Below are 12,060 nucleotides of genomic sequence, written 5' to 3' on the forward strand. Positions count from 1 at the left end.
CCGGGCAGGTAGAAGACGTTCTCGATGATGATGGCGCCGGCCAGCATGAAGGAAAACTGCAAGCCGATGATGGTCAGCACCGGGATCAGCGCGTTGCGCAGGGCGTGGCGGCGCAGGGCCTTTTGTTTCGACAGCCCCTTGGCGCGGGCGGTGCGGATGAAATCCTCGTTCAAAGTGTCGAGCAATGCGCTGCGCATCACCCGCGCGAGAATGGAAGCCTGCGGCAGTGCCAGCGCGATGGCGGGCAGGGTCAGCGACTTGAGACCGGCCCAAAGGCCTTCGTCCCAGCCGGGGAAGCCGCCCGAGGCGAACCAGCGCAGGTTGACCGCAAAGATCAGCACCAGGATCATGGCGAACCAGAAATTCGGGATCGCCACGCCAAGCTGCGTCGCCCCCATCACCGACATGTCGGTGACCGAGCCGCGCCGGGCGGCGGCGATGATGCCGATCGGAAAGGCGATGGCGGTCGACAGGGTGAGCGCGATCAGTGCCAGCGGCAGCGAGACCCAGACCCGGTCTCCGATCAGATCGGCCACCGGCGAGCGATAGGTATAGGAGGTGCCGAAATCGCCGACCACCATGCCGCCGACCCAGCCGAGATAGCGTTCCAGCTTCGAAGCGTTGAGCCCAAGTTCCTCGCGCAGGGCCGCGACGGTGTCTTCCTGGGCGTTGATCCCCAGCATGTAGGTGGCCGGGTCTCCGGGCACCACCTCGATCGCCACGAAGATCACCACGCTGGCCACCAGCAGGCTGACGAGCAGCGAAAACAGACGTTTCACCCCGTAGCGCAGCATTTGGGGCTAGGCCGCCGGCGGCCGGTAGTCGCCGTCCGCGACCTGCTCAAGCCAGTCGGCGGCCGATCCGTCGACCGCCTCCTGAATGGCCAGATGCACCATGCCGGTGTCGGGCGAAGCGCCGTGCCAATGTTCTTCGCCGGGCTCGAACCAGACCGTGTCTCCGGCCCGGATGATCTGGGGGGGCTCGTTGCGGCGGCCGACCAGCCCGCTGCCCGACAGGACATGCAATGTCTGTCCCAAGGGGTGGGTGTGCCAGGCGGTGCGCGCGCCGGGTTCGAAACTGACCCGCAGCGCGTTGACCCGCGCCGGGGGGCGCGAGTCGATGATCGGGTCGATCCAGACGGTGCCGGTGAACCACTCTGGCGGCGCTTTTCGGCTGGGGCGGCTGCCTGCGCGATGGATGTCCATGGGGGTGATCCTCAAGAATAGGGGCGGGGGCCCGCCGGGGCCCCCGACGGGAATGTTCAGTCGGCCCAGCTGACGCCGGTCAGGTCGGTGGCCTGCGTCGGCGCATTGACCCAGAGGCCGCGCAGCCTGGCATTGGCGACGCCGGTGGCGGCAAGCTGGAACAGGTAGCCGTTGACGTAATCCTGCGCGATGATGGTCTGGGCCTGGTGCAGCAGCGCGGTGCGCATCTTCGGGTCGGCCTCGCTGTTGAGCTTGGCGATCAGGGCCTGGAACTCGGGGTTGTCATACTGGAAATAGTATTCCGGCCGGGCATAGATGCCGATGTCCATCGGCTCGGTATGCGACACGATTGTGAGCCCGTAATCCTTGCCACGGAACACCTGTTCCAGCCATTGTGCCCATTCCAGATTGCTGATCTCGACGGTGATCCCCACCGCGCGCAATTGCGCGGCGATGATCTCGCCGCCACGGCGCGCATAGGAGGGTGGCGGCAGTTTCAGCGTGGTGGTGAAGCCCTCGGCAAAGCCGGCTTCGGCCAGCAGCGCCTTGGCCATCGCGGGGTCATGGGCCGAATTGCCGGTCAGATCAAGGTAATCCGGGTTGTGCGGTGCGAAATGGGTGCCGATGGGGGTGCCAAAGCCGAACATGGCACCGTCGATGATCGCCTGCCGGTCGATGGCATGGGCGATCGCCTTGCGCACGCGCAGATCGTCCAGTGGCGGCATCTTGTTGTTGGTCGACAGGATGGTTTCACCCTCGGTCGAGCCCACCAGCACCTGGAAGCGCGGATCGGCCTCGAACTGCATCAGGTTCTCGGGCGCGGGGAAGACCGGGAAGACGTCGACATCCTCGGACATCATCGCCGCGAAGGCCGCCGTCGGGTCCGAGATAAAGCGGAAGGTGGCCGCATCCAGCGCCACCGCCTCGCCCCAATAGGCATCGTTGCGGGCGATCTCGATGCGGTCGCCCTTGACCCATTCGACGAATTTGAACGGTCCGGTGCCGACCGGGCTTTCCTTGATCCCGGCGATGCTTTCGGGGGCCACGATCACCGCGTCGCCCCAGGCCATGTTGAACAGGAAAGACCCGTTCGGTTTGGCAAGTGTCACCACAACGGTATGTGGATCGCTGGCCGACACGGATGCAATATCGGCGAACAGCGCCTTCTGCGCATTTGTCGAATCCTCGGCGCGGGCCCGATCCAGCGAGAAGACCACGTCTTCGGCATCCATGGCCGTGCCGTCATGGAAGCTGACGCCCTGCCGCAGATGGAAGGTATAGGTCAGCCCGTCGTCGCTGATCTCCCAGCTCTCGGCAAGCCCGGGGTTGATCGACCCGTCGGGGCCGAAACGGGTCAGCCCCTCGAAGACATTGGCATAAAGCACCTGGTCGATGGCGCCGGCGGCGGCGCTGGTCGGGTCAAGGTGGGGCGGCTCGAGCGCCATGCCGACCGAGATCTCGCCGCCGGCCGCGGCCGCCGATACGGACAGGGCAAGCGCCGAGGCCGCCAGTGCCAGTTTGGGTAAATAAGTCATCAGTTCCTCCCTCTCATGGCGTCAACCCGGACCGCATAAAAGCTGTTCGAGCGACGCCGCCATGACGCAGGCCGATGCAATCATATCGTCTACGTCGATATATTCGTCCGGCTGATGCGCCAGATCGAGAATGCCGGGACCATAGGCAATGCAGTTTTTCAGCTGGCCGATCCGGTCGATGTGTTTCTGATCGTAAGTCCCCGGGGACACGACATATTCGGGCGCCATCCCCAGCGTGTCCTCGATTGCCCGGGCCACGGTCTGCACCACCGGCGCCTCGCGGTCGGTCATCGACGGACGCACTTCGAACAGGTCGCGCAGCGCGTAGTCGAAACCGTCGCGCCGCGCCTTGACCCGTTCCAAAGCGGCGCGGAATTCCTGTTTGGTCTCGTCCAGATCCTCTTCCCAGAGCACCCGGCGATCGACCACGAGTCGGCAGCTGTCGGGCACGCAGGGCGAGGGCAGGCCGCCGCTCTCCCGCGGGATCTCGGTCTGGCCGCCATGGATCGAGTTGAGGTTCATGGTGGCGGTGCGCGCCCCCTCGGGGATCACCGGCGCCGCGGTCTGCCGGGTCTTGAGGGCGGGAAACACCGTCTCTTCCAGCTCGTCCAGCACCGCCCCCATGTGGCGCACCGCGCAATCGCCGAGAAACGGCATCGAGCCATGGGCGATGCGCCCCCTGGTCTCAAGCTCGGCCCACCAAAGGCCGCGATGGCCCAGGCAGATGCGGTCCTTGTGCAGCGGTTCCGGGATGATCACGTGCTGCACGCGTCGGGGCGAGAAATAGCCCCGCTCGGCGAGATAGGCGACGCCGCCATAGCCGCCGGATTCCTCGTCTGCCGTGCCCGAGATCTCGATCGCTCCGGCGTGGTCGGGAAAAACCTCGAGAAAGGCCTCGCAGGCGATGATCGAGGTCGCCAGCCCGCCCTTCATGTCACAGGCGCCGCGGCCATAGATGCGCCCGTCGACCAATGCACCGCCAAAGGGGTCGTGGGTCCAGCCATGGCCGACGTCGACCACGTCGATATGCGAATTGAAATGCACACAGTCGCCGGCCCGCGCGCCGTCGCGCCGGGCGATCAGGTTCCAGCGCGGATAGCGGTCGCTGTCGCCGGGCGCGCCGGTGGCGCGGATCAGCTCGGTCTCAAAGCCCGAAGCCTTCAGCCGGGTCTCGAGGTATTCGCAGATCAGGCGGTAGTTTTCGCCCGGCGGGTTCAGCGTCGGGATGCGGATCAGGTCGCGGGTCAGCGCGATCAGATCATCGCGGCGGCGCATGATGGCCGCATTCAGCTTGGATTCGGGTCTCTGATATGGTGTCATTTTCCGCATGCGTCCCGAGTGTTCCGGGCTCCAGTATCAACCGGCGCGGCAGACTCGGACAATACCGTAACTTTACGGAGCCACGGGCAGATGGAATTGCACAAGCGGATGCTGGCCTTCGAGAATGCGCCGATCGGGATCGTGATCTCGGAACAGCGCGTCATCCGGGCCTGCAATCACGAATTTGCCCGCATGTTCGGCTATGAGGTCGCCGACCTGGAAGACCAGTCGTTTCGCATGCTCTACGCCTCGGACAGCGATTTCGAGCGGGTGCGCGACATGGGGCTCGAGCGCCTGCAATCGGGGCGCCCCTTCTGCGACGAACGGCTGATGCAACGCCGGGACGGCGGGCAATTCTGGTGTCGGGTGCGGGCGACGACGCTACAGCCCGACAACCCGCTGGCGGAAACCGTCCTGTCCTTTGCCGAACTGGATTTTCCCGATCCGGGCAAGGCGCTGTCGGCGCGTGAGCGGCAGGTGATCGTCGGGCTTTCGAGCGGCAAGACCAGCAAGGAGATCGCCCGGGCGCTGGGGCTGTCGCCGCGCACGATCGACGATGTGCGGGCCAGGCTGTTGCGCAAGTTCGAGGTCAGCAACACGATCGAATTGTTGACCCATGTAGTGGGGTTGTAGCGCCCGAAGGGACGTGGGCGCTACAGGGCCCATCGACGGGGCGGTCAGCCGGCGCCTTTCGGCATCGGCAGGTCCCAGGTCTTGTAGGGACCCCAGTCGTCGATCTCGGGATAGAATTGGCGGCGCCAGTTGCGCACGCGCGGATTGAAGAGGCGGCGCCACAGCGGCGGGATCATCGCCATGAAGGTCATCGGCGGGTAGCCCGTGGGCAGCATCGGCACCTGGCTTTCGTCATAGACCTGCAACAGAGGAAAACGACGCATCGGGTGAACGTGGTGGTCGGCATGGCGCTGAAGATTGATCAGCAACAGGCCGGACACCCGATGCGCCGAGTCCCACGAGTGGTGCGGCTTGACGGGTTCATATTCGCCATTTCCAAGGTGCTTGCGGGTCAGCCCGTAGTGCTCGACATAATTGGTCAGCTCGAGCTGCCAGATCGCCACCAGCGCCTGGAACATGAACAGCCCGACACCCACCCAGCCGCCGATGCCAAAGGCCAGCGCCAGGAAAAGGCTTTGCAGCACCAGGTACTTCCAGATCGGGTTGGACGGGTGGAAGGCCGAGCGGTTCTTGCGCGCCAGCATCGCCTTTTCCGCCCGCCAGGCCGAGCCGAAGCCGGTCATCAGGATGCGGGCGAAGGCACGGTGGAAGCCTTCGTTGTAGCGTGCCGTCACCGTGTCGCGCGGGGTGCCGACCCAGGGGTGATGCACCAGGAGATGCTCGGTGCGGAAATGACCATAAAGCACCAGCGCCATCAAGAGGTCGCCGAGGTTGCGCTCGAGCCGGTTCGACTTGTGGAACAGCTCGTGGGCATAGACGATGCCCACCACGCCGGTGGTGACACCGATGGCAAACATGATGCCAAGGGTTTCCAGTGTCGAATGCTCGGCGACCCGGGTCACGTAATAGAGCGTGCCATAGACCAGCGCGAACTGGACCGGGAACCAGATGATGGTCAGCAGGCGGAACCAGAACAGCTCTTCCACCGGGGTTTCGGGGTCGGGGTTGCGCAGGTCCTTGCCCAGGACCAGGTCCAGCAGGGGCATCAGGACCCAGCCGTAGAACGGGATCAGAAGGATGGTCCAGCCGCCCTGGGTCACGGCCAGGATGACCAGCGGCACGAAGGTCATGGTCATCCAGTAGGGCCAGGCGCGCAGGGGCGCCGGGGCGATCCCGGAAGGGGTCACGTCGGTCATTCCTGGTATTCCTTGAAAGTGGGTGAATTGCGTCGTGTGAGGCGCAGGCGGATGCCGTCGGCGGCCCGCACCGTGAGATGGGCGACCGGCATCGGCTCGTCGCCCTCGACGATGTCGAAGCGATAGGCCCGCACCAGCATCGACAGCAACAGCGGCCCTTCGGCCATGGCAAAGGCCGATCCCGGGCAGACCCTGGGGCCGACCGAGAACGGGATATAGGCCGAGCGCAGGCACTCCTTGCCGTTCGGCGTGTCGAAACGGCCGGGGTCAAATTCGTCCGGACGCTCCCACAGCCGTTCGTGGCGGTGCAGGTGCCATGGGCTGATGATGACCTGGCTGCCCTTGCGCACCTTGCGTTCGCGGAAGGTCTCGGGGCAGGCGGCCTCGCGGACATACATCGGCACCGGCGGGTAAAGCCGCATCGATTCGCGGAACACGGCGCGCGACAGGCGCAGCTTGGACAGGGCCGAGAAATAGATCTTTTCCGGCTCGAAGGCGGCCATGGCTTCTTCGGCCAGTTTTTCCTGCCAGTCGGGATAGCGTGCCAGCAGGTAGAGCGCCCAGGCCAGCGCCGCGGCCGAGGTTTCGTGGCCGGCGAGGAAGAAGATCGCCACCTGGTCGGTCATTTCCTCGGTGTCGAACAGCTTGCCGGTCTCGGGGTCCGGCGTGGTCATGATCTTGGTCGCCAGGTCGTCGGGCGCGGTGCCCTTGGCGATCTCTTCGGCCCGCATGTGGGTCAGCTGCCCGATCAGGTCGCGGATGGTGCGCGCGGTTTCCTTGGTCTTGCGCGAATGAAAGCGCGGCAGCCAGCGCGGCCATGGCAGCATGGCGGCGATATTGGCCACCGGCTGGGTCGCCTGATGTTCGCGGAAGGTCTCGAAGGCGGCATTGGCGATCTCGTGGTCGATCGGCACCGAAAACAGGGTGCGGAAGATCACGTCCATCGCCACGTGGCTGGTCTGGGCCTCGATCTCGACCGGCGCGCCGGTGGCCAGCGCATCAAGCCGCTCGACGGCGGCGACGCCGCTGTCCCACATCGCCGGGAAGACGGTGCGCAGACGACCGCCTTCGAAGGCCGGGTCGATGATGCGCCGCTGATGGGCCCAGGTCTCGCCGTTGGAAATGAAGATCGACTCGCCCAGCAGCGGCTTCAGCCCGACCCGGATGCGTTCGGATTTCGGAAAGTCCGAGGCCCGCTGTTTCAGCACCAGGTCGACCAGCTGCGGGTCGTTGCACAGGTAGGAGCGGAAGAAGGGCGTTTTCATCTCGGCCATCCAGGCGCGGTAGAGATGCGCCGGCTGGGCCGAAAGAATGTCCTTCTTGAACAGGCGGAAATAGGTCCGCAAGGAAACCCGCCCCTCGCGCGCCTTGGGTTTGGGGGGCAGATCCGGCAGACCCCCGTTGCTTTCGTCGAACAAAGTGTTCTCCAATTGTTTACATCCCCACACGTGGCGGGCAAACTCGCCCTTATGCCGTTCTAGGTCATTGACGATCGTCAAAATTTCTGATGATGGGCGGCAGGCAATGTCGCTTGCTGTTACAATGGGCCGCAGTCGCAACGGAATCACCCAGCGGCTATGGCCAAGGCGCGGCAGATGGCCCGCTGGTGAAACGCAGGTAAAAGGTTCGCTCGTAGATGACCCGCAAATCCCCGATGACCCTGTCCGGCGAGGCGCCGCACCCCTGCGGCCACTGCGCCTTTTATCAGGACAGTGTCTGGCAGCCGGTGGAGCAAAGCGGTGTCTCGACCCTGGCCCGCAGCTTCTCGCGGCGGGAACTGGACGAGGGCGAGGTGCTGTTCGAACAGGGCGCCGAAAGCGGCGGCGTCTATTGCGTGTCGCGCGGGCTGATCGCGCTCAGATCCTATCAGAGCGACGGCAAGTCGACGCTGCTCAAGCTGGCCTATCCGGGCGAGATCATCGGCTTTCGCTCATTCCTCGACGACGGCCCGCACAGAACCGAGGCGCGGGCGCTGGTCGCGTCGCGGGTCTGTATCGTGGCGCGACGCGACGCCAAGCGCGTGGTGCGCGCCAACCCGTCGGTGCTGGCGCGGCTGGCCTCGCGCTGCATCGCCGAGATCGACCGGAGCCACGAGCGGATCATCGCCTCGGCCACCCTGTCCAACAAGGTGCGCCTGACCGAGATCCTGCTGCAACTGGCGCGGCATCACGGCGCGCGCTTGGAAGGGTACGTCGAGATGAAACTGCCGCTGTCGCGGCCCGATCTCGCCGATCTCATCGGGGTGCAGCCCGAAACCCTGTCGCGGCTGGTCAAGCGGCTCGAGCGCGAGGGCGAATTCCTGTTTTCCGGGCGGCGGGTGAAGATCGCCGAGACGGTTTTCGACGAAGACGGCGGGTTCGGCCCGCCAATCGCGAAACGGGCCTGATACAGCGATCCGGGGCCGGCGCGGCGCTGCGGCCGCGATTCTGGCAGGCTGCGCCTTGATGGGCGGCTTCAAATCGGGCGCCCTGCCTTTGATTGCGCTATCAGTTTGGGCATTTGCCGTGCCGCAGCGCGATTCCACGGAAATGTCAGGGAAAAAGAGGCATAAAAGGGTGTGGTTGGCAAAAAAAGGGAGTACATGACAGCCAAGTCAAAAAACTGAGGACCTGTCTGTTGCTCGATCTTTCGCTTGTAGGCACCGAACTCTCGAAACATTACGACCTGGCGCCGTCACCGGAACTCGCCGCGTCGATGCAGGACATCTATCAGCGCATGGACCGTGTGGTCACGCCGCCGGACTGGGCGGTCTACGCGCCCTATGTCAAGGCCATCAACGAACTGAAATCCAAGCGCAACGCGGTGATTCTCGGGCACAATTACATGACCCCCGAGATTTTCCACGGGGTTTCGGATTTCGTCGGCGACAGCCTGCAACTGGCGATGAAGGCAGCCGAGGTCGAGGCCGAGGTGATCGTTCAGGCCGGGGTTCATTTCATGGCCGAGACCTCGAAGATTCTCAGCCCCGAGAAAATCGTGCTGATGCCCGACATGGCGGCCGGCTGTTCGCTGGCCGAAAGCATCACCGCCGACGGTATCGAAGAGATGCGCGCCAAGTATCCCGGCGCGCCGGTGGTGTCCTATGTCAACACCACCGCCGAGGTCAAAGCCGCCTCGGACATCTGCTGCACCTCGTCCAACGCGGTGCAGATCGTCAACGCGATGGACAGCGACACGGTCATCATGACGCCGGACCAGTACCTGGCCCAGAACGTCGCCAACGAAAGCCACAAGAACGTGGTGTTCTGGCCCGGCTCCTGCATCGTGCACGAGCAATACACCGCGCAGGACCTGCGCGATTTCCGCGAATGGAATCCGGGCACGCGGCTGATCGCCCACCCCGAATGCACCCCCGAAGTGGTGGCCGAGGCCGATTTCAGCGGCTCGACCAGCGGCATTCTGAAATACGTCACCGAGCAAAAGCCGGAACGGGCGATGCTGATCACCGAATGTTCGATGGCCGCCAATATCGCCGATGAACTGCCCGAGGTCGATTTCATCGGCCCCTGCAACATGTGCCCCTACATGAAGAAGATCACCCTGGAAAAGGTGCTCTGGGTGCTGCACAGCATGGACAATCAGGTCGAGGTCGACCCCGCCGTTGCCGAAAAGGCGCGGCTGTCGGTTCAGCGCATGATCGACCTGTCGCGCAAGCTGGGTCTCTGACACGGCGATGAAGGAACTCACCACCGACCGGATCGTCATCGTCGGCGCGGGCATGGGGGCGCTCTATGCCGCGCTCAGCCTGGCGCCGCGCCCGGTGGTGATGATCTCGCCCGAACCCCTGGGCAAGGGCGCCAGCTCGGCCTGGGCCCAGGGCGGTGTGGCCGCGGCCATGGACAAGCAGGACAGCCCGGCGCTGCACGCGGCGGACACCGAACGCGCCGGCGCCGGCACGGTGGATTCGCAGGTTGCCCGTCTGGTGACGCGCGAGGCGCGCGAACACATCCTGCAGCTGACCTCTTTCGGCACCCCCTTTGATCGCACCGACAGCGGCGATTACGTCCTGTCGCGCGAGGCGGCGCATAGTTTCGCCCGCGTGGTCCGGGTCAAGGGCGATCAGGCCGGGGCCGAGATCATGGCGGCGCTGATCGAGCAGGTGCGGCAGGCGCCCTCGGTCCAGGTGCTCGAGGGCACCATGGCAGTGGCGCTGGATGTCGAGAACGGCCGCGTGAGCGGGGTCGCGGTGCAGCGCTCGGATGACGAGCGTTCAGCGCCGGTGATGCTGCGCGGCGCGGCCTATCTGCTGGCCGGCGGCGGGTCGGGCGGGCTTTATGCGCTGACCACCAACCCGCCGCGCATTCGCGGCCAGGTGATCGGCATGGCGGCGCGGGCCGGGGCCGAGATCGCCGATGCCGAATTCGTGCAGTTCCACCCGACCGCCATCGACGTCGGAGAGGACCCGGCGCCGCTGGCCACCGAGGCGCTGCGCGGCGAAGGCGCGATCCTGATCAACCGGCACGGGGAACGGTTCATGCTCGGGGTGCACCCGGATGCCGAACTGGCGCCGCGCGACATTGTCGCCCGCGAGATCTTTGCCCAGAGCCAGGCCGGAAACCGGCCGATGCTGGACACCCGCGAAGCGGTGGGGGCCCGGCTCACCGAGCAGTTCCTGACCGTGGCCGAGGCCTGCCAGCGCAACGGCGTCGACCCGGTCGCCGAGCCGATCCCGGTGGCTGCCGCCGCGCATTACCATATGGGCGGCATTGCCACCGATACCCGGGGCCGCGCCAGCCTGAAGGCCCTCTGGGTTTGCGGCGAAGCCTCGTCCACGGGCCTGCACGGCGCCAACCGGCTGGCCTCGAACGGGCTGCTCGAAGCGCTGGTCTATGCCCGGATCTGCGCCGACGACATCGCCGCGACGGTGACGGCCCCAAGGCCGGTGCAGGCCGCCCCGGTCGTGGCGGTCTTCGACCGGGGCGGGCGCGCCCCCGACGCCGAGGCGGTCCGTGTCCTCAGGGCCACGATGACCGATCATGTGGGCGTGGTGCGAACCGCCGAGGGGCTGACCCGGGCCCTCTGCCGGATCGCGGCGCTCGAGGCGGCCCATGGCGACAGCCCGTCCTTTTTGAACATGTGCGCCACCGCGACGCTGATCGCGGTCAGCGCCCTGCAACGCGAAGAAAGCCGTGGCGCCCATGCGCGCGCGGACTTTCCGGCAACCCGGCCCGGTCCGGGCCGGCGCTCGCGCATCACCCTTTCCCAGGCGCTCGAGACGCGGGCGCAGGTCTGCAAGGATTTCCAATGACTTTTGCTTCTGTCCCCGATCTGGTGCTTGAACCGATGCTGCGCAACGCGCTGATGGAGGATCTTGGCAGCTACGGCGACGTGACCACGCGCGCGGTGATCCCGGCGGGCACCTCATATGATGCGCGCCTGAACGCGCGCGAAGACGCCATCGTGTCGGGCATGCAGGTGGCCGCCCTGGCCTTCCGCCTGGTGGATCCGGCGCTTGAGGTCGAAACCCTGATCGGCGACGGGCAGCCCTGCAAGAAGGGCGACACGCTGATGCGCATCAGGGGGGCGGCGGCGTCGATCCTGTCGGGCGAGCGGGTGGCGCTGAACTTTGCCGGGCGGCTGACCGGCATCGCCACCAAGACCGCCGGTTTCGTGGCCGAAACCAGGGGCAGCAAGGCCCGCGTGACCTGTACCCGCAAGACCACGCCGGGGCTGCGGCTGGTGGAAAAGCTGGCGGTGCTGCATGGCGGCGGCTTCAATCACCGCTATTCGCTGTCGGACGCGATCCTCATCAAGGACAACCACATCGCCGCCGCCGGCGGCGTGCGCGCCGTGCTCGAGGCCACCAAGGCCCATGCCAGCCACATGATGGCGGTCGAGATCGAGGTCGACCGGCTGGACCAGCTGGCCGAGGTGCTCGAGGTCGGCGGGGCCAGCGTCGTGCTGCTGGACAATATGGACAATGACACGCTGCGCGAGGCGGTGGCCATGGTGGATGGCCGGATGGCCACCGAGGCCAGCGGCAATGTCACCCTCGAACGCATCGCCTCGATTGCCGCGACCGGGGTCGATTACATCTCGTCCGGGGCGCTGACCCATTCGGCGCGCACCGTCGATCTGGGGCTTGATTTCTGAGCCTTTCCGCCCTGTCGCTCAGCCGCGCAGGGGCGCCGAGAAAAGCCGGCCGAACTGCGGCATCGCCTCGTCGATACC

Annotated in this window: 11 protein-coding genes; 5 read left to right on the top strand and 6 right to left on the bottom strand. The window is 65.8% G+C overall.

The features are described from left to right. The 4 genes from ABZD10_RS08455 to ABZD10_RS08470 all read right to left on the bottom strand — a co-directional run. The coding region (locus ABZD10_RS08455; RefSeq protein ID WP_372885788.1) for an ABC transporter permease at window positions 1–794 on the bottom strand (794 nt) is incomplete at its 3' end. 6 nt (window positions 795–800) lie between these two features. Next, window positions 801–1,205, bottom strand: coding sequence for a cupin domain-containing protein (locus ABZD10_RS08460; protein ID WP_372885790.1), 405 nt, complete (start codon window positions 1,203–1,205; stop codon window positions 801–803). A 56-nt stretch (window positions 1,206–1,261) separates the two neighbouring features. Beyond that, window positions 1,262–2,740, bottom strand: a complete 1,479-nt coding sequence (locus ABZD10_RS08465; RefSeq protein ID WP_372885791.1) for an ABC transporter substrate-binding protein — start codon at window positions 2,738–2,740, stop codon at window positions 1,262–1,264. 21 nt (window positions 2,741–2,761) lie between these two features. Next, window positions 2,762–4,060, bottom strand: a complete 1,299-nt coding sequence (locus ABZD10_RS08470; protein WP_372885793.1) for an acetylornithine deacetylase/succinyl-diaminopimelate desuccinylase family protein — start codon at window positions 4,058–4,060, stop codon at window positions 2,762–2,764. 90 nt (window positions 4,061–4,150) lie between these two features. Between ABZD10_RS08470 and ABZD10_RS08475 the strand changes: the two genes are divergently transcribed. Continuing rightward, on the top strand, window positions 4,151–4,693 hold the full coding sequence (locus tag ABZD10_RS08475) for a LuxR C-terminal-related transcriptional regulator (RefSeq protein WP_372885794.1): 543 nt from the start codon (window positions 4,151–4,153) through the stop codon (window positions 4,691–4,693). A 44-nt stretch (window positions 4,694–4,737) separates the two neighbouring features. Here the strand turns inward: ABZD10_RS08475 and ABZD10_RS08480 are convergent, their stop codons facing one another. Beyond that, window positions 4,738–5,889 carry an alkane 1-monooxygenase gene (locus tag ABZD10_RS08480; protein WP_372885796.1) on the bottom strand — a complete coding sequence of 384 codons (1,152 nt, stop codon included), beginning with the start codon at window positions 5,887–5,889 and terminating at the stop codon, window positions 4,738–4,740. Next, on the bottom strand, window positions 5,886–7,307 hold the full coding sequence (locus ABZD10_RS08485) for a cytochrome P450 (protein ID WP_372885797.1): 1,422 nt from the start codon (window positions 7,305–7,307) through the stop codon (window positions 5,886–5,888). The genes ABZD10_RS08480 and ABZD10_RS08485 overlap by 4 nt, the downstream gene beginning before the upstream one ends. 218 nt (window positions 7,308–7,525) lie before the next feature. On the opposite strand from ABZD10_RS08485, the gene ABZD10_RS08490 reads away from it, so the two are divergent. The 4 genes from ABZD10_RS08490 (at window position 7,526) to nadC (ending at window position 11,982) form a co-directional block, all read left to right on the top strand. After that, the gene (locus tag ABZD10_RS08490) at window positions 7,526–8,275 is read left to right on the top strand and encodes a Crp/Fnr family transcriptional regulator (protein ID WP_372885798.1); all 750 of its coding nucleotides are present in this window, start codon (window positions 7,526–7,528) and stop codon (window positions 8,273–8,275) included. Window positions 8,276–8,505: 230 nt separating this feature from the next. Continuing rightward, window positions 8,506–9,555 carry a quinolinate synthase NadA gene (gene nadA / locus ABZD10_RS08495; protein WP_372885799.1) on the top strand — a complete coding sequence of 350 codons (1,050 nt, stop codon included), beginning with the start codon at window positions 8,506–8,508 and terminating at the stop codon, window positions 9,553–9,555. A 7-nt stretch (window positions 9,556–9,562) separates the two neighbouring features. Then, window positions 9,563–11,137 (top strand): L-aspartate oxidase, encoded by a 1,575-nt coding sequence (locus ABZD10_RS08500; protein ID WP_372885800.1) that lies wholly within the window; start codon window positions 9,563–9,565, stop codon window positions 11,135–11,137. Further along, window positions 11,134–11,982, top strand: a complete 849-nt coding sequence (nadC, locus tag ABZD10_RS08505; protein ID WP_372885801.1) for a carboxylating nicotinate-nucleotide diphosphorylase — start codon at window positions 11,134–11,136, stop codon at window positions 11,980–11,982. Before ABZD10_RS08500 ends, nadC begins: the two co-directional genes overlap by 4 nt. Window positions 11,983–12,060 lie beyond the last annotated feature (78 nt).

Source organism: Shimia sp. (assembly GCF_041624275.1).
GTDB lineage: Bacteria > Pseudomonadota > Alphaproteobacteria > Rhodobacterales > Rhodobacteraceae > Shimia.